The organism is Candidatus Polarisedimenticolia bacterium (genome assembly GCA_036004685.1).
Classification (GTDB): Bacteria; Acidobacteriota; Polarisedimenticolia; order Gp22-AA2; family AA152; genus DASYRE01.
Map to the genome: position 1 here is coordinate 45,475 of DASYRE010000025.1, position 22,519 is coordinate 67,993.

The window sequence follows — 22,519 nt, forward strand, 5'->3', positions numbered from 1 at the left end:
CCCCGTCAATTCGACAGCTCATCGAGGACCGCCCGGGCCTCGGGATCGAGGCCTCCGGCGATCAGCGAATCGGCGCGCCGAAGCCGCTGCGCCGCCTCCTCGCGCCGCCCGGTCCGCGCCAGGAGAAGCCCCAGGCTGCGCAGCAGAGGAGGGGAGTTGGGCGAAGCGGCCAGCGCGATGCGCAGCTCCGCCTCGGCGGTGGCGAGATCGCCGGCCGCCTCGGACGCGAGCGCCAGGTTGGCGTGATACGAGGCGTTCGCCGGATCGAGCGACAGCGCCTTCCGGTAGGCCTCGGCCGCTTCCCCCGCCCGGCTCATCGCGAGCAGGCTGGCGCCGAGGTTGTTGTAGAGGGCGGCCGCTTCTCCCGTCGAGCGAATCCTCTGGCGATACAGCTCGACCGCCTCGGCGTGGCGCCCGGCGCGATCCAGGGCGTATCCCAGATTCAGGGCGAATCGCAGCTCTCCGGAGAGGGCGACGGCCCGCCGGTACTCGGCGATCGCTTCGGCCGCGCGTCCGAGCCGGAGCAGGACCCCTCCCCGGTTGTAAGGAGGATCGGCCCAATCGCGCGCGAGCGACTCGGCACGCCGGTAGGCGGCTTCCGCGCCGCGCAGGTCGGCATGCTCCTCGAGAAAGACGCCGAGGTTGAATTGGGCCTTGGCGCTGCGCGGGGCGTCCCGCGCGGTGGCCAGGGCGAAGGACGCGTCATCGTGCCAGACGCGGTTCCGCGCCGCCGTTCTGGCGGCGAAGGCGAGCAGCAGCGCCGTTCCCAGGAGGAGCGCCAGGCGGCCCTTTCTCCGATGCAGCCGGGAGAACAGGGCGCCACCCAGCAGGCAGAAGCCGACCGACGGGAGGTAGAGAAGCCGCTCGCCGAAGATCGTCCCGATCAGGAACGGGAGATTCGAGACCGGCAGGAGCGCGGCGGCCCACCAGAGCAGCGCGACGGCGACCAGCCGGAACCGGCTCCAGGCGAGGACGGCGAGGACGGCGGCCGCCGAAAGGATGGCCAGCGACGCGACCAGCCTCGGATCCAGGATCCCGGTCGTCAGGGGGATCTGATCCCGCGAGTAATCGGCCGAAAGATGAAAAGGCCAGAGGAGCAGCCCGAGGTATTTTCCGGTCGTGATCAGGGCCGTGAGGCGCGACGTCACGAAGCCGGCGCCGGCGAGCGGATTGTCGAGTGTCCGGATGTCGCTGCGGGCCAGCGCGCCGAGGACCGCGACCCGCGCCGCCAGATAGAGCGCCGCCGTCGCCGCATACGAGGCGTATGCCTTCAACCGCCGGGCGCCGCCGGCGCGGGGCGGAAAGCCCGCGTCGGCGAGGAGCATCAATCCCGGAAGCACCAGGGCGTTCTCCTTGGAGAGAAGCGCGGCGAAGAAGCAGGCGGCGGCCGCCGGGACGAGCGCTGCCGCCCCCGGCGGCTCGGAGAGGGCCCGGCGATGGAGCAGGAGCGCGGCGAGGGCGAACCCCGCCCCAAGGAGCTCCGACCTGCCCACCACCGGCGCGACCGCCTCGGAGTGGACGGGGTGGATCGCGAAGAGCAGCGCCGCGGCCCAGGCGGCGGAGGGGGGGCCGCCGAAGGCCAGCGCCACGCGGTAGACCAGCCAACAGACCCAGGCCTGCAGAAGGAGGTTCGCCAGGTGGTAGCCGAAAGGCCGCAACCCGCCGAAGAGGTGATTCATCGCGAAGCTGGCCACGACGAGCGGGCGGTACAGCTCCGGGACGGAGCGGTCCCGGGTGGTCCAATAGCCTGACGCGAAGATGCGCCCCAGATTACCGGGATCGCGAATCAGCAGGTTCTGCGCCACCAGCGGCTTGTCGTCGTGGACGAAGCCGCCGAGGAGGGAGTTGCCGTAGACGAGAAAGGTGATCGCCAGGAGGATGAGAGCAGGGGAAAGTCCTTTTTTTCCCGGCATGAAGCAGGGGGCCTCCGCAGCGTGGCGAAGCCTATCGCAGCGCCGTTGCTTCGGCAACCGGGCCGTCTTTCGCGGCCTGGGACCGTGTGATAGCATCCGCGCATGTCGAGCTCCGGCAGGCCCAGCGAAGGAAGTCCGCGCTGGCAGACAGCTCTCGGCCCGCTTCTCCTCGGCGCCGCGTTCCTCCTTCCCCTCGTGATCATGGGCGGCAAGTCGGCCACGTTTGACGAGGTGGCCCACCTGCCGGCCGGCTATTCGTATTGGAAGACCCACGACATTCGGATCAACCCGCAGCACCCGCCGCTGATCAAGGAGCTTTGCGCCCTGCCGCTGCTCTTCCTCGACGTCGTGATGCCCGTCGACGCCGCGACGCTGGCGAAATCTCAGGTGCCGCTCACGTTCCAGTGGGGATTCGGCAAGCGCTTCCTTTACACCCAGGACGCCGATCGGATCCTGTTTTGGGGCCGCGTCCCGGCGGTGCTGCTGTCGCTGGGCCTCGCGGCGCTGGTCATGGTCTGGGCGGGACGGCTCTGGGGCGGCGCCGGCGCGCTTCTCGCCCTGTTTCTCTACGTTTTCGATCCGACGGTGACGGCGCACGCACAGCTGGTGACGACCGACGTGGGGCTCGCCTTCTTCGCCACGCTGTTTCTCTTCGCGTTGCGGCGCGCCCTCGATTCTCCTTCCGTGCCGCGGCTGATCCTGTCGGGAGCGGCCCTCGGGCTGGCGCTGGGCGCGAAGTTCTCCGCGGTGATCCTGATTCCGATCGCCGCCCTGCTCGCCGGCCTGGCGGCCTGGCGCGGCGCGCCTAGATCGGCTCCCTCTCAGGGGTCGAAACAAAAGGCCGGCGAAGGCGGGCGGCGCGCCGCGAGCCCTCCCAAGCCGGGCTCCGCGAGGGCGCTTCCGGGAGGAACGCCGCTCGGAAGAGTCGCTTTCTCCCTGGGCGGGGTCGCGGCGATGACCGCGATCGCCTTCCTGGTGGTTTGGGCCCTCTACTTCTTCCCCGGCGATCCCCTTTTCTACCTCAAGGGATACCAAGTCGTGAACCGGGACCACGATCCCAACTACCTCCCGTATCTCCTCGGGGAGCTGCGGCCGGGAGGCTGGCGCTCTTACCTCCTGATCGCCTACCTGGTGAAGACGCCGATTCCGACGCTGCTGATCCTCGCCGCCTCGGTCGTGGTGTTCTTGCGCGGCCGCCGGGCGTCCTTCATCGACGAGGCTTTTCTCCTCGTTCCGGGGCTGGCGTTCTTCGCCGGCTACTCGCTGACTGCCGACAACCTGGGGGTGCGCTACCTGATCCCCTGCTTTCCCTTCTTCTTCATCTTCGCTGCCCGGCTCGTCCCCGCGGCCGCCGCCGGGCGGCGCCTGGCGAAAGGGGCGCTGGCGGCGGCGCTCGTCTGGATCCTCGTCGAATTCGCCGCCGTCTGGCCGGATCATCTTTCGTACTTCAACGAGATCACGGGGATCCCGCCGCGCGGGACGGAGTGGCTCGACGACTCGAACGTCGACTGGGGGCAGGGATTGATCCAGCTGCGGGACTATCTCGGCGAGCATCCGATGGAAGGGTACCGCTTCTGCTACTTCGGCAGCGGCGAGCCTTCCTACTACCGGATTCAAGGGACGCCCATCTCCGTCCGGGCGCTGGCCTCCCCCCCGGCGCCGGGGAGCTACATCCTCAGCGCGCATTGCGTCGCCCGCGCCCGCGCCGAGCTGGTCCGGCTCTACGGCGAAGGAGCGGGGAACTGGCTATCGCACCGGAAGCCGGCCGCGGTGGTGGGGCACGCCTATTACGTTTATCAGGTTCATTGAATTGATTTGAGTGTTAGGAGGCTTGGATCAGGACGGCGGTGACGTTGTCCCAGCCGCCGTTCTGGTTGGCCAGGGCGACGAGGGACCGGCAGGCTTCGCTCGGGTCGGGATGTTTCTCCACCGTCTTGAGGATCGCCTCGTCCTCGACCATGGAGCTCAGGCCGTCGGAGCACAGGAGAATCCGGTCGCCCGGCTTGAGCGGGGTCTCGCTCAGCTCGACGTGCAGCTCCTCGCTGCTCCCCACGGCGCGGGTCAGGATGTTCCGGGCCGGGTGCTTCTCCGCTTCCGCGCGGCTCATGAAGCCCTTCTCCACCTGCTCGTTGACGAACGTGTGATCGCGGGTGAGCTGGCGAATCTTGTGGTCCCGGATGAGATAGGCGCGGGAGTCTCCCACGTGGCCGATGTAGCAGGCGTCGTCCGCGACGACGGCGGTCACGACGGTCGTGCCCATCCCCCGCGTGTCCTCCTTCGCCTGCATGTGCTGGACGATCTCCCGGTTCGCCAGCTTGATGGCCGCCTGAATCCGGTTCTGTCCCGCCGAGAGGTTCTCGTCGAACTCGAACGGCCAGGTGATCTCCGAGTCGTCGTCAGAGATCCGCATGAAGTCCTGAATCGTGTCGACGGCCAGCTTCGAGGCAACCTCGCCCGCCACATGCCCCCCCATCCCGTCCGCCACGATGAACAGGCCCCGCTCCGGATCGATGTGGTAGCTGTCCTCGTTCGTCTTCCGCTTCCTCCCCACGTCGGAGAGGCCGGCCGCCGTCACCTTCATATCCGGACCCTTTCCTCGGGACTCAGCTCCTCCAGCTTGGCCCGCGCCGCCTGGTTCGTCGGCTCCTTGGAGAGGACCGCCTTCAATTCCATCACCGCTTCCTTGACCTCGCTCCCTTCGGAGAGGGTGAACGCCAGGTTCAGCCGCGCCGCCAGGTAGTCGGGGTTGCAGTCGATCGCCTGCCGAAACTGCGCGATCGCGGCCGGTCTTACGCCCAACTCGCCGAAGGCCACTCCGAGGTAGTTGTGGACGTCGGCGAAGCGCGGGTTGAACAGGACGGCCTGGCCGAGGTCCTCGGCGGCCGCCTCGAAGCGGCCCGCCTGCAGGGCCTTCAGCCCCCGGCGGTAATGATACGCGAAACTCTGAGGCCGGCGCTGGAAGGCGTCGCGCATGCGCTCGGCCGTTTCCGCCAAATCGCCGCGGGACGCGGCTTCCAGCGCCCCGCGGTAGGGCTCTTCGATGGCGGAGAGCATCAGGGCGCGGACCTGCTCGAATTCGGCGAGGGCCTCCTGCGTCCGGGCGCAGGACAGCAGGGTGAAGGCGAGCTGGACGTGCGCCTCCTGGTACGCCGGGTGCGCCTCGACGGCGCGGCGGAACGCGACCACCGCCTCCTCCATCTCGCCCAGCCGGACGCGCAGCTGCCCGACACGGAAATGGAGATCGGGGTATTCGGGGGAATCGGCGATCGCCGACTCGTAGCACTCGATGGCGCGGCGCAGATCGCCCGACTCCTCCGCCCCTTCCCCGGCGGTGATGTGCGTCTGCGTGAGGTAGTACCGGGTCATCTTGAGGTCAGCCTCGTCCAGCTTCTCCGGGGTTTGCAGCGCCTTCGCAAAGAACTCGATCGCCTGCTTGAACTCGTTGCGATAGAAGTGATAGATGCCCGACTTGAGGTGATAGTTTCCCAGATGGCTGCGCACGCTCTTGAGCAGTCGCATGATCTACTTCCTTTTTCCCTTTTCCGCCGGTTTCGTGCGGAGGTCGAAGAGCCGCTTGGCCGATCGACGGATGACCTCGGGGATGTTCTTGTCGGTGCCGAGGTTCTTGAGGTCCTTGTTGACGAGCCGGTTGAGCATTGTCAAGGAGATTCCCGTGGGAGTCCGCGGGTTGCGCACCAGGGAGTGGGCCACCCCGTAGGACTTCGTCCAGTCGCGGTGCGTCCCGATGATCCGGAGCACTTCGTCGTTCACGTTGCGCAGGTTGGCGTAGTTTTCGATCTCCTGCTCGTTGAGCTTGGGGCTCTTCAGGACGGTCGTCGAGACGATCCGGCTCGGATCGCGGATCAGGATCGCCCGCTCTTCGGCATTTCCCTTGATGGCCGCCTGGATCTTCTCGGCGACGTTCATCCGGACGATCCGCAGGAAGACCGGCGTCCGGCGCAGCGCCTCTTCGGCCGCCTGCTCCTCCGGCGTGAGCGGGATCTCGAGAACCGGGGCCGGCGTCTCCTCGACGAGCGCCTCGGGCGGCGGCAGCGGCACGTCGCCGGCCGGCTCCTCGGTGGGCGCGGGCGCGACGCGGGCCTGGAAGGCGATCTCCTCGTGGCCGACGACGTGCTCCTCCAGCTCCGTGAGGCGGCGCCGGGCGGGGCGCGACAGGGCCTGATTGGCTTTCAAGATTGCCGCGATCGCCGGATTCCTCGCCAGCCGGGACTCGTTGCCGATGATCTGATCCAGGACGGAGGCTTCGGAGACCCCCGCGAGATGGAGCAGCGCCTCGTCGCTCAGCGAAGGATTCGTGACGAGGCTCGCCAGGAGCGTCGGCGAGGTCCCGGGTCGGCGCGCGAAGTGCTCGAGGACGGCGCCGTCGGTGGCCGGGTCGCCGAGAATCGCGGCGAGCGCGTCCGCGGGCCAAACGGAAAGCGAGCGCTGCGCCTCGGCGGAGACCTCGGGGTCGCTGTCGGCCGACAGGCGGACCTGGGCCAGGATAGTCTCCTGTCTTCCCAGCGGCAGGGCGCCGCGCGCCGCCGCCAGCCGGGCGGCCTTGGGCGCCGCCGGATCGAGGACCCTCGCGAGGAGAGAGGCGTGGTCGGTTGCGGGGGCCGGCGACATCAGCGCTCCGGGGTGTTGGGAGGGCAGAGCTCGGCCGCCCGTTCCCGATCGAAGAGGAAATTATCGAGCGCGGCGCCGCGCTCGCCCAGCGGAAGGCAGTCGTTGCCGTTGATCCGCATCGTGATCGCGCCGGCGTCGGCGCTGCTCAGGCGGATCTCCTTGCGGCAGGTGAGGCGCACCGTGTCGCCCGCCGCAATCTCCCGGTTGAGGCGCTCCGTGCCGTCGCAGGCGAGCGCGACCCAAGTCGGCTCGGACACCGACAGCGACAGTCCCAGATCGGCGACGCGCCACGCGGTTTCCCTCGAGGCAGGGGCGCCTGGCGCGGCCGCGGCGGAGTCCGGGGTCTCGGGGCGCGGGGCCGGCTCAGGGTTCGCCAGGACCGGCGGCTGGGCGGCGGCGTCGAAGGGGAGGGTCTCCTTGTTCTCCGCGGACGCCGGAGACGAGATCGGGTCTCCGCCCACCTGCGCCTTGGCGGAGCGTTTCGGAAGCGAGCCGGCCGGCCGCGTCTCGATCGAGGGGCCGCGGAAGGCGATCAGCCAGACGCCGCCGGCGGCCGCCAGCGAGATCGCGGCGAGGCTGCCCGCCCAGGCCCAGTGCCGGGGGGAGACCTGCCGCCGGCGCGGCGCCGCGGGAGCGGGCTTTGCGGCGGGGATCTCCGGGACCGCTTCGATGTCGGCGCCGACGTAGCGGGGACGGATGGGCTGAGGGTTCTGCTGGACTCCGAGGTCGAAGAGATAGGAGGTGATCAGCGCCTCGGCGTCGAGCCCGATGAACTTGGCGTAGGCGCGGATGAAGCCTTTGTTGAAAACGCCTCCCGGGAGCTGGTCGAAGCGGTTCCCCTCCAGAGCCTCCAGGTAGCGCAGCCCGATCTTCGTGGCTTCGCAGACCTCACGCAAGGAGATCTTCCGGAGCTCTCTCTCCCGTTTCAGGGTCTCGCCGAAAGTCGCCATGGAAGCCGATCCAACGCGGGCCCGAGCCACAACCGGCGCGGGTGAGGACTCTGGGAGAAGGCCCGCATTCTAGGAAACCACTCCATTTCTGTCAACGGCGGCGCGGCGGCTCTGGAGGAGCTGTCTCGCCGTGGCCCGCACGAGACGCGGCACGACGGCCGAGGAGGCGATTTCCGCCAGCTCCCCGGGGGAAATCCATTCGAGAAATCTCAGGGAAACACCCGGCGGGGTCCTGGGATGCCGCAGGAGGGATATCCTCACCGCGTGGCGATCCCGCCAGCGCGGGTGGCTTCCCACGGCCGCCAGCACCGGCGCCGGCGCGCGCTCCTCCGAGCAGAGGGCGACCACTTCGTCCTCGACGAGGCGGGGATTGCCGAGCAACGCCGTGATCACCTCCTGATGAGCATCTCCGCGCAGCAGGGAGATGATCCCGGGGCCGGCCAGCCGGGCCAGCGCGATCCTCTCCCCCAGCGCCATCTCCTCGACCTTGCTCTTGAGGACCGTTTCCGCCTTCTTTTTCACGGGAGGAGGGGAGAAAGGGTCCTCGGCGACCTTCACCAGGTCCTTCCAGCGCAGAAAGTGGACCAAGTTGAGCTTCAGCGCCAGGGGGGAGTTTCGATGGACGACGATGTCGCGCTGGATTTCATATCGGGAGAGCCACTGCTTGTGGGCGGCGATCTTCTGAATCAGGCTGGACGGAAGCGACGGGTTCGAGAGGACGGGGAGGACGTGCTCTTCGCCGAAAAGGGGATTCTGCAGAGCTCCTTCGAGGTACCGGACGCCGGCGGCGGCGATCCGGAACCTGAGCTCCGCCGCGCCGGCCGCTTTCCCTGCCTGGAACTCCCCGTTCGATTTCGTATCCGAAATCATCCGGCCACCCGCGAGACGCAAGCGTCCAGCGGTCGAATATAGTGCCGGGGGAGGGGAAAGCAAGAGGAAGCTGTGGAGATCAGGGGAGTTAGCGAAGTATATAACCCGTTTTGACCTGACGGCTGGAAGTCAGCCGCAGGGCAAACGGGTGGCCGGTTTGGACCCGACGGCTGAGAACCTGCCGCGGGTCAACCCGGCCGAGGGTCGAAACGGGTCTTGCTGGCGGACCGGGGTCTTGGGTTTCCGAAGCGCTCGTTCGAGAGGCTTCCTAGAAGCGGTACCTCAGAAGGAAGCTCAGGATGTGGTTCGAATAGTCCTCGAAGTCCAGGCCGAGGTAAACGGCCTCCCGGGAGCCGGGATCGTTCCCCGGATCGCCCATGTAGGCCCGGTTGAAATCGGAAGCGAAGTTGCGCTCGTGCCATTTCTCATACCAGTAGCGGAACGCGAAGTCGAGGTTCTCCCGCAAGGCGCAAGTCAGGCCGGTCTGAGCGATGGCGAGCGTCGTCTTGACTCGCGGGAACTCGGTCAGCGTCGTGTCGCCGGAAGCCGCCCCTCCGGGAACGAAGTGAGTCTCGATCTCGCCCGTTCCCTTCGACCAGGTGTACGCCCCATCCAGGCGCCAGCGGCGGTCCTTCGTCAGATCGAAGTTGAAGCCGGCGTTGGCGGTGTCGTAGCGATCCTTGGAGTCGCTTCCCCAGTCGTCCAGCGGGTTGTCGGTGCCGATGCCGCCCGACACGTTGCGATAACGGCTGGCCATCCGGTACTCGCGGTCCTCCCAGGTGTAATCGGCGTAGAGGTTCCACCGGTCGCTCGGCGTGAATCTTCCGCCCACGGCGTACGTGGTGATCTTGTCGTCGATCCGGCCCGCCAGCAGGAGCACGTAGGTCTCGTCGATCGTGTCGAAGTTCCGATCCTCCGTGACGGTGAACGACTCCCCGATCTTCTTGCCGGTGTTCGGATCGAGATAATCGTCGCGGGCGAGGGTGGCCTCTGAGAAGAGCGTGAGCTTCGGACCCGGGGAGAACTCGGCCGTGAGCGTCGCCATGTCCCGGTCCCGATCGGTCCAGAGGTATTTCCGCTCCCCTTCGTTGGCGGCGGCGATGTTCGCCTCGCCGATCGGAAACGACTCCTCGAAATACTCGGCGTCGTACTCGTCGGCGCGCCGCTCCTGGTGGCGGCCCCACACGCGCAGCGTCAGGGAATCGGACAGGTCGAAGTCGAGGGCCAGCTTGAAGGAGTCCTCGTCCGAATCGGTCACGGCGGCGACGTTCCGCTCGAGGCCCTCCCGATCGAAAGCCGCCGTCACGCCGAGCCAGGCGAGGGGCTGGAAGCCGGCCGAGGCGCCCAGGTTGGTCTTTTCGTAGGAGTAGGGAAGGCTCCGCCGCTGGATCGGGTTGGTGGTGGCGCCGCAGGCGTTGGCGTTGCCGCACAGCGGAATCTGGTAATCGGTCATCACGTAATCGGTGAACACCAGGCTCGGGGTCTGGTTGTCGAAGTGGTAATCGCGGAACCAGGCGCTGTACCGGAGCCACGAAAGGGGCCTTGATGAGAGGCTGACCGACCCGAAGCTGATCTCGTGCTTGCCGTCGAGGCTCGAGGCGGGCAGCGGCGCGGTCGATCCGATCAGCAGCGTGTTGACCGTCTTCGGCAGGAAGGGATCGTCCTGGGTCGTCGTGTTGCGGGAGAACGTGGCGCTGACGCGGCTGTGGCCCGCGAAGTCGGCGCCTCCGTAGACCTCCCATTTGAAGAGCCGGTTGTCGCTCCAGGGGGACATCTGCATGCGGCCGGGATTGGCCGTCGTGGCGTTGACCGCGACGTCGGTCAAGAACAGCTGGTCGTCCCACAGGATGCGATCGGTGCCGGTCTCGAACTCCGAGAAGATCGCCCGCGCCCCGACGTTGAAGTGGCGGCTGGCGTACTCGGCGCCGACGCGGGCGTCGTCCGTCCGGAAGTCGAGCGGCGCGGCCACTTCGGCGGGAGAAAGCGCGAAGTACATACCCAAGGACTGAGGTGCCGTTCCGGTCCGGCGCTCGCGCTGGGCGTCCACCGAGAAGGTCCAGTGGCGGGTCGGCGTGAACTCGGCGCCGATCGAGGCCGTCTCGCGCTGCCACCCGACCGACACGTCGGGAGCGCTCGTCTGGACGGCGCTCTTGATGAGCGCGCCCTTCGTGCCGGCGTCCCACTCTCCGTCGGCGGGCGTCGTGTCGGCGCTGGCCGGAGCCGCCTGCACCGCGGCCTGGAAAGCGTCCTCCAGCATGAAGACGCCGTGATCGTGATGGGTGAAGAGCTGGTTGGCGTGATCGGTCCACCGCCGCGGGTTCTCCGCCCACGCGAAGCGGAACTTCCAGACGTCCTGTTTCCCCAGATCGAGCCAGACTCTTTGATCGAGCTGGCCGACGTCGCGCGCCGCGAGATCGAGATAGCGACCGCCGCCGCGCTCCCACGAGAAGAGGAGCCTCTCCAGGACGAACCCGTTGGGGACGTCGCGGTACTCGAGGAATTTGGCCGAATCGTTCGGATCCTCCCGCACGTACCACTGCGGACCCGCGAGGATCTCGCCTTCAATCGAAGAGTCGGTGATCTTTTTCGTTTCCTCCGCCGCCGCCGAGGGGAGCGCGAGGACGAGAAGCACCAGAAGGGTCACCTTCGCGTGCGTCGAGATTTTCATCGTCCCCCCTCTACCGGTTGAACCGGACGCCCGAAGGATGGTTCGAGCCGTGGATCTGCGAGTGGCAGTTCATGCAGCCGCGGTCGAACATCCTGGCGTTCGGGAAGAATTCGGGCGCCGTGGAGGCGTCCGAGTAGGGTTGCGTCGGGTGGCGCGTCTCGTCGTGGCATTGCTGGCAGAGGCGCGGCAGCTTCGCCACGAGCAGCCGCGGATGGAGCGACCCGTGCGGGTCGTGGCAGTTCGCACAGCTCTCCTTGACGGGGGGATGCTCCCACAAGAAAGGAGTCCGCTTCTCGGCATGGCACGCGTAGCAGTTCTCGTTGATGGAGTACTGCTTCAAGAGCGACGGCCCGGGGCCCCCGTGCACGTTGTGGCAGGAGCTGCACGTCATCTGCCGCTCCCGCATCGGCATGTGCGAGGAGCGCGCCAGCGACGCGTTGCGCCGCAAGTGGCAGCTCGTGCAGGTCGCGAACTCGTCGCCTTTCGTGAAGAGATGCGGCGGGGGCGTTCCAGTGTGGTGAATCTTGTGGCAGGTCAGGCACGACAGCCCTCTTCCCTCGTGGGCGCTGCCGAGCCAGTTCGAGCGATCCTGGCGCTCGTGGCAGGAGAGGCAGATCGCGTTGACCTCCACCGGCCGCAGGAGCCGCGGATTGCGGATCTTCGTCTTGTCCCCTTCGGCGGCGTGGGCGGCTCCCGGGCCGTGGCAGGTCTCGCAGCCGACCGCTCCGTCCCAATTCGCGACCCCGGTCTTCCCGTGGGGATTCCTCTTCAGTCCCGTCGCCATGTCCTCATGGCACGTGGCGCACGTCTCCTTGCCGACAAACTCGGAATGGCCCGGCGGTGGTGCGGTGCTGGGAGGCTCCGGCGGTTTGGCGGGCTCCTGCTCCTGGGTGGGCTGCTGCTCCTGGCCGCGCGCGGGCTGGAGGGAGTCCCAGCACGTCAGGCCGACGATGAAAGCCGGGACGACGATCCGCGCGAACCCCCGGAAAGGCATGACCGCGCTCCTTGAGATTGAGTGATAACCCCTAGTGCTGGAGGGAATATGCCACGGAGAATACAGCCGTTCCATCCTGCATTTGCATCAATTGCATCGGTTCGTATGGTGCGATTGCATTAGAGAACGGGGATTTCGAAGAGCTGCCTCTTGAAGGCGTAGGAAACTGCCTCGGCTTTGGAATGCACTTCGAGCTTCTTGAGGATGTTCTGGGTGTGGTTGCGGGCCGTGGAGGCGGAAATGTGAAGCGCGGCGGCGATCCCGGGAGTGGATTGGCCGGCCGCCAGCATCGCGAGAACTTCGACCTCCCGCGGCGTAAGGGTGCGGATCCGCGAATCGACGGAAGCGCGCGCGGCTTCCTGCACGGAGCGCGGCGGCGGAGAGATCTCCTCGCGGGCCTCCGGCATCAATGGCGGCAGCGGGTTGAGGATGTGCACCAGGAGGAAGTCGCCCGGAGCGTTCATCGCGAGATGCAGGATCGACACGTCGACGCTGACGGTGCTGGAGTCGCTGGCTCGAAAGCGTAGGACGAAAGGGCGAATGACCCGATCGTGCGCGGCCATCTGATTGATTGGGCAATTCTCCGAGCAGTAGTGATTCTCGTGGAGATCGCATCCGTGCAACAACGCCACGCACGAAGCTCCGATCGCCTCCTCGGCCGTGTACCCGAGCATCCGCTCCGCGGCGGCGTTCCACAAGACGATGCGATTGCGAGGATCGGTGATGAAGAGGGGATTGGGCGAATCGGTCAGCAGCCGGACGAGCGGGGCGATTATTGGGACGACTCGTTTCACGGGCGCCGCAATGCCATCGACCTCCGGCAATTTCTCGCCACTTTGTCGGATGCGCCGAGAGCGGCTTCGATCGAAGCGTGTCTTGGTCACGCACGTTTCTCCCGCGAGGTCCGGCTGCAGAAGACCGCCGCGATCACCGGTCATCGTACTCCCACGGAGCCGTGGGCCGCAACCCGAAATCGAAGCCGGTCGCCTCCTACCGGCCTTTGAGCTCCCGGCGCTCCTGAGTGATGACGCTCGACTTCGAAGGCGCGCCGGTGTCGGTGGCGTCTCGGTACTCCAGCCGCGCAACGACGGCGCGGGAGCCTCCCCTCAGCGCGACCCGGAACGATTCGTGCCGGGTCTCACCCGGCTTGAGGCGGCTGTCCAGCCCCGCTTTCGCACCGCTCACGAACATCTCGGGGAGAGTGTTCAGCGGCGCCCCCTGCGCATCGAGAATCTCACGTCGATAGATCGTCTCCTGAGGGTTCTCGAGAGCTCCGCTCGCGTTCTCGGCGCCGAGGACCAGCACGAGCGATTTCGTGGGCAGTCCGCCGGGGATGGGATGGCCGGCTCCTTCGTTGGCGACGGCGACGCGCACCTCGGCGACGGTGCTCGTCGCCGAGAACGACTCGATCTTCAAGCGGACCCCCCGATTGAGCTGACTCATCGAGCTTCCTCCCACCAAGCGGTGGAGGTTGATCACCCGGGGACCCTGCTTCTGAAGAAGGTCGTCATCGGCGATCTTCCCGGGGATGAGCGCCATATGGCAGTCCTGGCAGGCGATCCCGCGGGCCGGGAAGGGGCCCTCTTTCCAGCCGGTGTAGGTGACCAGGAGGGGGAATCCTTTTTCATTCGCGAACTCGTGACAGGCGGCGCAGAGCAGCGGGCTACCTCGATGCAGGAAGGAATACTCAGCGCGGTGTCCGGGGAAGGATCGCGAGTAGGCGAACGGCCCCCGCTTGACCGGACCGGGATCGAGCGTAAAAGGCTGCCCGGCGCGCTCGAGGCCCACCTCCTTGACCGTGTGGCAGAAATCGCAGGTCACCCCTTCGGCGCTCACCGGGTTCTTGAGATCGAGGTCGCCGGTGACCCGGGTCGTCGGGGCGTGACATTCGATGCAATCCTTCCGCGTCCGGGCGGGATCGGAGGAGAGCTTCATCGTTGCCTCCATGCTCCGGCGGAAGGAGGAGGTGGTGGCCGCATGCGCATGCGCCGACTCGGACCAACTCGCATGGATCGCCGCGTGGCATCTCTTGCACTCCGCTGCCGAATCGTAGGGGCCGGAGCGGGCTTTTCCGGGGCGCGCGGCGGTCGTTTTCTCCGCCGCCGGCGCCGATTCCCCGGCCGCCAACAACCATCCGGCGATCAAAACCAGTCCAGCAAAGCGACCCATGTCGGTCCCCCCCGGCACTCCCATGCTGCGATTGATCCCTTGATTCTTCCCCGGACACGCCCCCGCCGGAAACGGAGCCGATCCTATCAAAAATCACGAGCCTCTGTCGGAGTCTTGGGCGCATCGGCATTGGCGGTGGCGAGGATCTTGCTTTGCCAGCATATAGGGCCGCTTGGGGCGAGATTTTCGTTGACACGCCCGAGACCTCGCGGTAAATGCAAACGCAATACCCGGTGAAATGCGCCGGTCCCGGCGTGGCGGGATCGCGGTGCACTTGTGCCCTCGATCGTTGAGTTCCTATCGCGTCTCGAGAGGAGGTGAAGGGAGGGTCACGCCTCGCGCGTGAAAGCGGCAGCGCCGCTCGATCCCGGGCCGGGCGACAGGCCGGCGCCACCGGGTGCCAATTTCACAAGGACGATCTTCTGAAAGGAGCGTGCCGGATGAGGATCTTTCGTCACAACGCGGTGCTCGCGTTCCTGCCGTTGTTGGGGCTCGTCATGCTGGTCGCGGCCGGAGGCACTCTGCTGATCTCGGGCGGCCGGTATGCCGAAGCGCCGATGCAGTACGCCTCCGGAGGGCTGACCCCCGAGCAATATGCCCAGAGACAGGACGACATGAACCGCAGGCTCGCCGGGGAGCTTCCTGCCGCGGCGCTGGGTGCGGCGATTCGCGTCCCGTTGAGCCCGGCCGAGATCGACGCGGTCGACAAGGCTCCGCGCTGGGTCTCTCCGATGAAGGTCGGGATCGTCAAGCCCTTGACGCCCGGCGTCGAGCTCAGCGGCCTGACGCGCGGCCCGGGAAGAGGACCCACGACCGGCACGGAGGCTGCGGCCACTCCGACGCGTGACGGCGGCTTCGTGTGGGCGCAGGTGATCTCCTCGGAGAACGCCGGCGGCATCCGGCTGCACCTCGAGAACTTCTCGCTGCCGCGCAACGCCGAGCTTTACTTCTACAGCCGCAGCGGCCAGGCCTTCGGCCCCTACACCGAGTCGGGCCCGCACGGCAACGGCGATTTCTGGACGACCGCCGTCTTCGCGAATGAAGGAATCCTGCAAGTCCGGCTCCGTCCTCCCGTCAGCGACGACGATCTCCGCGGTGTGTCGCTGCGGATCTCCGAGGCCGGAATGATCACCCCGCGGTTCGTGCGCGACGTGCAGATCAGCCTTGACGCTCCCCCTCCTCCGGGCTGGCCCTGCGGGAACCCGAGCTGCCTGGTGGATGCGACTTGCGTCAGTGGCACCCCGGCCGATCCGGCGAAGCTGGCCGAGGCGAAGATGGAGTGGATCCAGGGAGCGTTCATCTACACTTGCACCGGCGGCCTGATCTCCGACAACAACCCGAATGCGAGTAACTACTTCCTGACGGCGAACCACTGCCTGAGCAAAAACAACAACGCCCAGAACGTCACTTTCTACTGGCGCTTTGCGACCTCCTCCTGCCCGGCCACGTCCTGCCCGAGCAACGGCGGCTGGCCCTATATCACGTCGGGATCGACGATCGCGGCGGCCGGACGCAAGGGTGATTTCACGCTGCTCCATCTGAATTCGAACCCGCCGGCCGGCTCGGTGTTCCTCGGCTGGACGAACGCGCCGGTGGCGAACACGAACGGCGCCCACCTGTATCGGATCAGCAACCCGAACTTCGGGCCCCAGGCCTACTCGCAGCACGACGTCGACACGGCCACCGGAACCTGCAGCGGCTGGCCGCGCGGCGAGCGCATCTACAGTCACGACGTCACGGGCGCGATCGACGGTGGGAGCAGCGGCTCGTCGGTGCTCAATGCCTCCTCCCAGATCGTCGGCCAGCTCAGCGGCCTGTGCGGCTTCAACGTGAACAATCCCTGCGACTCGGCCCAGAACGCGACCGTCGACGGGGCGTTCGCGTTCTACTACGCCACGGTGCAGCCGATCCTGAATCCGTAGCGTGAGGCGCGGCAGCGGACCGCTTCAACAACCGCCAGTCTCCTGAGAGGGGCCAGGCCCCCGCACCTCGGACGACGAGGGCGGGGGCTTGGCGTTTTCAAGAGCCGGAGACACGGCTTTCAGGGATGTCCGGACTGTCCGCCGATTCCGCCGCGGGTTATATTGCCGGGCGACGATGAGGATCGAGGTGGGTCCCAGTCGTGGGAATCGATCGGCGGTGTCGCGGGTGAAGCGAAGGTCTCGGGGCGTCCTGAGACGATCTGGGTGGCCCGCTTGAACTAAGGCTTCGGAATGCTCCGATGCGAGGTTCCTGTCCGATGAGAACGGCCGGAAGAAACAAGGGAGAGTCCGACGCAAGGCCGCACGACCGTAAGCCCGGCCTTTGCAAGGCCGCCGGGATGCTTGAGTGGGCGGCCGGGCTCGCTCTTGCTCTTTTCGCCATCGGATCGTCCGCGGCGCAAGTCCCCGTCTCCGAGCAGGGAAGGAGCGTCCCGGACCAGGGTCCCGCCCCGGTGGAGTTCGTCGACTCCAACCTGCCGCTTGTCGTCGTCGACACCCACGGCAAGCCGATCGAGAACACGCGCCGCGTCGAGGCGCTGTTCAGGGTGATCCAGGATCCCGTCGGCGGCCGGAACAACCTGGAGACCACTCCCGTCGCTTTCTCAGGGACCGTCGGGATCGAGATCCGGGGGCAGTCCAGCCAGACTGATCCCAAGAAGCAGTATGCCGTGACGATTCGTCCCGCCGCGGGCCAGGCGGGGGGCGGCGCCGCATTGTTAGGAATGCCAGCCGACATCGATTGGATCCTCCAGGGACCCTATCTCGACCGCAGCCTCATGCGGAATTTCCTCGCCTATCGGATGAGCCAGAAGACCGGCCGCTACGCCGCCCGGGCCCGCTTCGTGGAAGCCTTCATCGATGAATCGGGCTCCGGAAGGAACCAGGATCATTACCAGGGTGTTTTTCTGCTGATGGAGAGCCTCAAGCGCGGCGACTCCCGTATCGCGGTCAAGCCGCTGACCCAGGGCGACCCGAGTGGCGGCTACATCCTGAAGATCGACAAAGAGGACGAAGGAGACGAGTCGTTCCAGACGGCCAAGGGGACGAAACTCCTCTTCGTCTACCCGAGTCGTCCGACGCGGGCGCAGAAGGCCTACCTCCGGAAGTACTTCGACAGCTTCGAAGCGGCGCTCCGGAAGAAGCCGGAGCCCAAAGCGGCGCCGGCCTACGCCGACTACGCCGAGGTCGGGTCGTTCGTCGACTTCTTCCTGGTCAACGAATTCCTGAAGAATGTCGACGGCTTCCGGATCAGCACCTATATGAGCAAGGACCGCGGCGGCCGGCTGCGGATGGGTCCGGTGTGGGACTTCGATCGCTCCAGCGGGAACGTCGGCGGAGCGAAGCCCGACGGCTGGTACATCCTGCGCGAGTTCTCCAAGATGAAGCCGCCGTTCTGGTGGACGCGCCTGCTGCAGGACGAGCGCTTCGCCCGCCGCCTCGCCGATCGCTGGCACGAGCTGCGGGCCGGAGCGTGGAGCCGGGCGAGCCTCGACGAGATCATCGACTCCGCCGCTGCCCTTCTGGGCGAGGCGCAGGAGCGCAACTTCACCGCCTGGCCCGTCCTGGGCAGCGACACTCCCCCCTTCACCCTCGACCCGGTCGACAGCCCGACCTATGAAGGCGAGCTCCAGGAGCTGAAAGATTTCTTCACCGCCCGCGCCGCCTGGATCGACGCGCACGTCGAGAAGTTCCAACAGGCCCGCAAGAGCGCCTTGCTACCCCGGCGCCGCGCCGCCGCACGACGTCGCTAGACACTGACTAGCGCGGCGCGATCGCCGCGCCTAGGGCGCGCGGTCCAGGGCCTGGGCCAGATCGGCGACGATGTCCCGGTCATCCTCGCACCCGACGCTGAGCCGGATGAAGCCTTCGGGGATCGCGTCGCCGCCCCACCGGGCGCGCCGTTCCGCGCTGGTGTGGACGCCGCCGAAGCTGGTCGACTCGATGACCAGCTCGCACGATCCCAGAAAGCGCTCGGCCCTGCTTCGGTCGGCCAGCGCGAAGCTGACCACCGGACCGTAGTACTGCATCTGCCGGGCCGCAACTTCATGCGCCGCGTCCCCGTGCAGTCCGGGATAGCGAAGGCCGGTCACGTCTCTCCGGCCGGAGAGGTACTCGGCCACGATGAGCGCATTGCGGCACTGCCGCTCCAGTCTCATCTCCAGCGTCGCCAGGGAGCGGTGGGCCAGCCACACCTCCATCGGACCGGGCACGGCGCCCGTCTGGTTGCGCCACGACCGGAGCCGGTCCGCCCAGGCCGCGTCGCGCACGGCGACGTGGCCGAGGATGAGGTCGGCATGTCCGGTGAGCGCCTTGCTGTCCGACGCGACCGAGAAATCGGCCCCGAGCTCGAGCGGGCGCTGCCCGAGCAGCGTGGCCGTCGTGTTGTCGACGGCGACGAGCGCTCCTTGACGGCGCGCCGCCTCCGCCAGCGCGGCGATGTCGCAAACCTCCAGCCCCGGATTGCTGGGAGACTCTAGCCACAGGAGCTTGGCTCCGTCCAGCACCCGGGCCTGCCCGTTGGCGGCGGTGGGCGCCTGGCGCACCTGAATGCCCATCGAGCCGAAGAAACCCTCGGCCAGCAGCCGCGAGGTGTAATAGCTGTCGGCGGGCAGCACCAGGATGTCGCCGGGCCGCAAGGTCGAGCCCAGCACCGCCGCCACGGCCGCCATGCCCGAGGCGAACGACAGCGCGGTGCCCCCTTCCAGCTCGCCCAGCGCGCCTTCGAACCGGGTCCAGGTCGGATTGTGGTAGCGCCCGTAACTGTAGGGGCTCCCCGACGGGTCGCCGGCGGCGTGATAGGTGCCGGCGAAGGTGACACCTGGCCGGATGGGCTCTCCCGGCGCGGCGGCCTCCAGGCCGGCGCGGACGACTTTCGTTCTGATTCGCATCGCAGTGTTCTCCCAAGGGTCCCTGACTCTACGCGGTCTTCTTGCGTGGTGAGGAGGAAGATCGCCGCCAGAAAGAACAGCAGGAGCAGGCTGCCACGTCCCCCTTCTTGACCAGGTCGCCCTGATCGACCGGCCGGGAGAGAATCCGGCCGGCCACCTCGGGCATGACGTCGACCTCCACCGCCTCGATCGTCCCGGAGTAATGGGCTGGCGCTGCCGCTCCCCCGAGCAGCCGACGGATAGACCCAGGACCGCGGCGATGAGAATCGGCCGGCAAGAGAGCATATTTCGCGGATGCTATGGGATGGGCGCGAAGACGTCAACAAAGGGCGGTGCGGAGCCCCTGCAGCGGGCGAACCGAGAACTCAAACCCCGACGCAGGGTTCTGACAGCCGCGCGGCGGGTCGAGTGGTAGCCTCCTCGCGGGAGGAACCCGTGAGAAAGCGGCTGGCTTCCGGATTCACCTTGCTCGGCTTGTGGATCGCCGTCGGCCACGGATCGCCGCAAGCGGCCGCGATAGCGGTAAGAGCTCCCAAAGCGCCGCGCCTCCAGATCGGCGATCCATCCCTGAACGGCGGAATCTACCAGCCCTTCACGAGCCGGTGGCTGGAGTTCTAAGTGCGCCCCGACGGGACGCGGGAGGAGAAATCGGCCGCTTGCGAACGGATGACCCTCGAGAAAGCCGGCAGTCGGAGGGTCCTGACGTCCAGTGGACGCTGACCGGCGAGAACCGGGGAGATCACCTGTTGTTCCAGCTCGATCTCGAGACGCTCGCGCCTCTCCTTGTCGAGACCTACGACGCCTTCTCCGGGACGAGCACGCGCTTCGACTTCGGGCCTTCGGAGATGAGGATGCGGTGCGCCGCCGACTGCTGTCCCCCCGCGGGGCGAAACGCGGCGGGGGAGGCGATCGACGAGACCATTCCACTCGAGGCTCCCGTGTTCGAATTCTTCCAGGCTTCCTGGGGAACCCATCTGGCCATCCTCCCTCTGCGGAGTGGCTATCGCGCGACCCTCCCAGTCTTAAAGCCGGGAGCAGGATGTCACGCAGTCCGCCTCGCGGCGCCGGGCGCGAGGTGGATGACCTTCGAGGTCGGCGAGCCGGAGCACGTCGCTTTCGAAGGCCGCGCCGTAAAAGCCTGGCGCAACTTCACCGCAAGCCAAGTTCGTGATTCACGTGAGGCGGGAGCCTCCTTACTGGATCCGCTACGAGGCGCCCGGTCCCGGAGGAACGGTGCAGATCTACGAACGAGTTCCCGCCGAGCCCGATTCGTGTTCGTGATACAGCGAGTGAGAACGGGCAAGGCTACGCTTGGTTTCCCTGACCAACTGATGAATACCTTCACCTGGTTGGGATCCTAGAAATCGACTTGATTCCAATCGACTTCGTAACTTGCTGAATCTATGGAGCCGGCGGCCGGGATTGAACCGGCGACCTACTGATTACGAATTTCAAAAAACCACTTTCCTGCAATTTCCTCTTGTATCTCCCTGCCTGACTGTTCAATGATTTAGGTCGCTTCAAGGCACCCCTCGTTTCCCTCGGTTTCTTTCCGTCGGGTTACTCGTGGGTTGCTAGGGGAAAGTGCCTAGAACCACTGAATGAAAATCAGGGGGCGAGAAATGAACGTGAAAAGGATCAGCAAGCGAGTGGTGGATGCGGCGGCGCCCGGTGCCACCGACCGGTTCCTCTGGGACGGCGAACTGCCAGGTTTCGGGCTCAAGGTGACGCCGAGAGGAGGGAAGACCTACGTTTTCCAGTACACCAAGGGACGTCGGAAAAGACGGTACACAATCGGTTCGCACGGAGCCCCCTGGACTCCCGACGAGGCCCGGAAGGAAGCTCTGCGTCAGAAGGGCCGAGTAGCCGCTGGGTACGACCCGGCCGACGAGCGCGCCAGGGCTCGAGAGGTACCGGTCTTCTCTGATTTCGCGAAGCGGTATATGGAGGATTACGCCAAGCTCAAGAAGAAGCCATCCAGCTTGTACGAGAACGAACGGATCCTAGAGAAGCTCCTCAAGCCAAGGTTCGGGACCCAGCAAATCGGGCACATAACCCGACCCGATGTCGTGCGGTTCCACCTCGACCACCGGGCCACCCCCTTCCAGGCCAACCGTGCGCTTGCTTTGCTATCGAACATGATGAACATCGCGGAAAAGTGGGGACTCCGTCCAGACGGATCAAATCCCTGCCGACACATCGAGAAATTTCCAGAAACGCGCCGTCAACGGTTCCTTTCCCAAGCTGAATGGAACCAGCTAGGGATTGCCCTTGCCGAAGCTGAGAATGCGAAAGAGGAGCCCATCTCAGCTATCGCCGCAATCCGGATGCTTGCCTTCACGGGCTGCCGAGTATCGGAGATTTTGACGCTCGAATGGGAACACGTCGATCTGGAGCGGGGCTCCCTACGGCTTCCCGACAGCAAGACCGGGGCGAAGCTCGTTCCTTTGTCCGCACCCGCGAGAGAAATTCTCGATCATTCCCCGCGAATTGAAGGGAATCCTTACGCATTCCCCGGCCGCCGAAAAGGAGGTCCACTCGTCGGCCTATCGCATATCTGGGGCCGGATTCGAGAGAAAGCAAAGCTGAATGATGTGCGGCTGCACGATCTCCGGCATTCATACGCTAGCGTCGGAGCGGCAGGCGGTTTAAGTCTCCACATTATCGGCACCATCCTTGGGCATCGCCAATCGTCCACCACGCACCGATATGCTCACCTCTCAGAAGATCCCGTGCGTGCCGCGGCGGATCGAATCGCCGGAAGCATTCAGTCCGCCATGAAGGGCACCGAGGCGAAGATTCTGAAGTTCGGAGAAACCGGGAGGACCCAGTAGTCCGATTGCCGGAAATTACTACCATGGGAGCAAATATGAAGAAAAGGGGGATTCCACTCGGCGGAGCGCTGCGTCAATTCTCAGCCCCGGATGAATGGGAGAAACTTGAGCAATTAAGGAGAACAATGTCGAGCGCTATCAATGAAAAAATGGAAGCAATCCTAAAAAAGGACTTTTCAATTGATCCCTCGAAATCACTTCGTTACATGAACGCTTACTCGGATCTCGACAGGAGGCTAACTAGCGAATTGCTTGAAAAGCTTAAATCCGGGGAACTCTCAGCAACTGGATACTTCAAGGGTCAACCCCCCCAAGCAGGAATTTCACTAATCCCCAGCCAGTTATGGGAGAGTCTAAAACCGAGTTTCTTAAAATCGACAGCTTCCGGTGGAGGTGTTGAGATAGTGGGAATTCGTGTTTTCGAGAACCAGCCCCAAACGATTAAGAAGGAAAAGGATTTGCAACGATGGTTCAAACAAAAGGTAACTTCTAATTATCGCCCTTCAAGCAAGCAGAGAATGTTCGCTGAAGCACAAGTGGCGTTTGGAGGAGAACTATCAGAACGTGCATTGCATAGGACGTGGAAGAACAATGCGCCGGAGAGTTGGAAGAGGCCAGGTCG

The 22,519-nt window shown here is 65.9% G+C and carries 19 protein-coding genes; 6 read left to right on the top strand and 13 right to left on the bottom strand.

Annotated features, from left to right (window positions below; translation table 11 throughout):
* Window positions 1-5 precede the first annotated feature (5 nt).
* Window positions 6-1,913: a DUF1736 domain-containing protein gene (locus VGR67_05910; protein HEV8335930.1), complete on the bottom strand. Its 1,908-nt coding sequence runs from the start codon at window positions 1,911-1,913 to the stop codon at window positions 6-8.
* Between the two features lie 102 nt (window positions 1,914-2,015).
* Here VGR67_05910 and VGR67_05915 point away from each other — a divergent pair, with 102 nt between their 5' ends.
* Window positions 2,016-3,722: a glycosyltransferase family 39 protein gene (locus VGR67_05915; protein ID HEV8335931.1), complete on the top strand. Its 1,707-nt coding sequence runs from the start codon at window positions 2,016-2,018 to the stop codon at window positions 3,720-3,722.
* 13 nt (window positions 3,723-3,735) lie between these two features.
* On the opposite strand, the gene VGR67_05920 is transcribed toward VGR67_05915, so the two are convergent.
* The 9 genes from VGR67_05920 to VGR67_05960 form a co-directional block, all read right to left on the bottom strand.
* On the bottom strand, window positions 3,736-4,494 hold the full coding sequence (locus VGR67_05920; GenBank protein ID HEV8335932.1) for a Stp1/IreP family PP2C-type Ser/Thr phosphatase: 759 nt from the start codon (window positions 4,492-4,494) through the stop codon (window positions 3,736-3,738).
* On the bottom strand, window positions 4,491-5,432 hold the full coding sequence (locus VGR67_05925; GenBank protein ID HEV8335933.1) for a tetratricopeptide repeat protein: 942 nt from the start codon (window positions 5,430-5,432) through the stop codon (window positions 4,491-4,493). The genes VGR67_05920 and VGR67_05925 overlap by 4 nt, the downstream gene beginning before the upstream one ends.
* Before the next feature lie 3 nt (window positions 5,433-5,435).
* Window positions 5,436-6,542 (bottom strand): hypothetical protein, encoded by a 1,107-nt coding sequence (locus tag VGR67_05930; GenBank protein ID HEV8335934.1) that lies wholly within the window; start codon window positions 6,540-6,542, stop codon window positions 5,436-5,438.
* Complete coding sequence (locus tag VGR67_05935) at window positions 6,542-7,492, bottom strand: RodZ domain-containing protein (protein ID HEV8335935.1); 951 nt, start codon at window positions 7,490-7,492, stop codon at window positions 6,542-6,544. The genes VGR67_05930 and VGR67_05935 overlap by 1 nt, the downstream gene beginning before the upstream one ends.
* A gap of 69 nt (window positions 7,493-7,561) precedes the next feature.
* Window positions 7,562-8,362 (bottom strand): hypothetical protein, encoded by an 801-nt coding sequence (locus VGR67_05940; GenBank protein ID HEV8335936.1) that lies wholly within the window; start codon window positions 8,360-8,362, stop codon window positions 7,562-7,564.
* A gap of 268 nt (window positions 8,363-8,630) precedes the next feature.
* Complete coding sequence (locus VGR67_05945; protein ID HEV8335937.1) at window positions 8,631-11,030, bottom strand: MtrB/PioB family outer membrane beta-barrel protein; 2,400 nt, start codon at window positions 11,028-11,030, stop codon at window positions 8,631-8,633.
* Window positions 11,031-11,040: 10 nt separating this feature from the next.
* Window positions 11,041-12,024: a DmsE family decaheme c-type cytochrome gene (locus VGR67_05950; GenBank protein HEV8335938.1), complete on the bottom strand. Its 984-nt coding sequence runs from the start codon at window positions 12,022-12,024 to the stop codon at window positions 11,041-11,043.
* A gap of 119 nt (window positions 12,025-12,143) precedes the next feature.
* A complete protein-coding gene (locus VGR67_05955; protein HEV8335939.1) occupies window positions 12,144-12,818 on the bottom strand; it encodes a LuxR C-terminal-related transcriptional regulator in 675 nt (224 codons plus the stop codon).
* Between the two features lie 196 nt (window positions 12,819-13,014).
* A complete protein-coding gene (locus VGR67_05960; GenBank protein HEV8335940.1) occupies window positions 13,015-14,217 on the bottom strand; it encodes a cytochrome c family protein in 1,203 nt (400 codons plus the stop codon).
* Between the two features lie 416 nt (window positions 14,218-14,633).
* On the opposite strand from VGR67_05960, the gene VGR67_05965 reads away from it, so the two are divergent.
* Entirely contained in the window at window positions 14,634-16,115 is a 1,482-nt protein-coding gene (locus VGR67_05965) for a trypsin-like peptidase domain-containing protein (GenBank protein HEV8335941.1), read from the top strand.
* 398 nt (window positions 16,116-16,513) lie between these two features.
* A complete protein-coding gene (locus VGR67_05970) occupies window positions 16,514-17,926 on the top strand; it encodes a CotH kinase family protein (GenBank protein HEV8335942.1) in 1,413 nt (470 codons plus the stop codon).
* 30 nt (window positions 17,927-17,956) lie between these two features.
* Here VGR67_05970 and VGR67_05975 read toward each other — a convergent pair whose 3' ends face one another.
* Window positions 17,957-19,063: a cystathionine gamma-lyase gene (locus VGR67_05975; GenBank protein HEV8335943.1), complete on the bottom strand. Its 1,107-nt coding sequence runs from the start codon at window positions 19,061-19,063 to the stop codon at window positions 17,957-17,959.
* Window positions 19,064-19,091: 28 nt separating this feature from the next.
* Window positions 19,092-19,229: a hypothetical protein gene (locus VGR67_05980; protein ID HEV8335944.1), complete on the bottom strand. Its 138-nt coding sequence runs from the start codon at window positions 19,227-19,229 to the stop codon at window positions 19,092-19,094.
* A 269-nt stretch (window positions 19,230-19,498) separates the two neighbouring features.
* Here VGR67_05980 and VGR67_05985 point away from each other — a divergent pair, with 269 nt between their 5' ends.
* Window positions 19,499-19,681 carry a hypothetical protein gene (locus VGR67_05985; GenBank protein ID HEV8335945.1) on the top strand — a complete coding sequence of 61 codons (183 nt, stop codon included), beginning with the start codon at window positions 19,499-19,501 and terminating at the stop codon, window positions 19,679-19,681.
* A 175-nt stretch (window positions 19,682-19,856) separates the two neighbouring features.
* Here the strand turns inward: VGR67_05985 and VGR67_05990 are convergent, their stop codons facing one another.
* A complete protein-coding gene (locus VGR67_05990) occupies window positions 19,857-20,045 on the bottom strand; it encodes a hypothetical protein (GenBank protein ID HEV8335946.1) in 189 nt (62 codons plus the stop codon).
* 640 nt (window positions 20,046-20,685) lie between these two features.
* Here VGR67_05990 and VGR67_05995 point away from each other — a divergent pair.
* Both VGR67_05995 and VGR67_06000 read left to right on the top strand, forming a co-directional pair.
* Complete coding sequence (locus VGR67_05995; protein ID HEV8335947.1) at window positions 20,686-21,897, top strand: site-specific integrase; 1,212 nt, start codon at window positions 20,686-20,688, stop codon at window positions 21,895-21,897.
* A gap of 35 nt (window positions 21,898-21,932) precedes the next feature.
* On the top strand, window positions 21,933-22,519 hold a 587-nt coding region (locus VGR67_06000; protein HEV8335948.1), incomplete at its 3' end, for a hypothetical protein.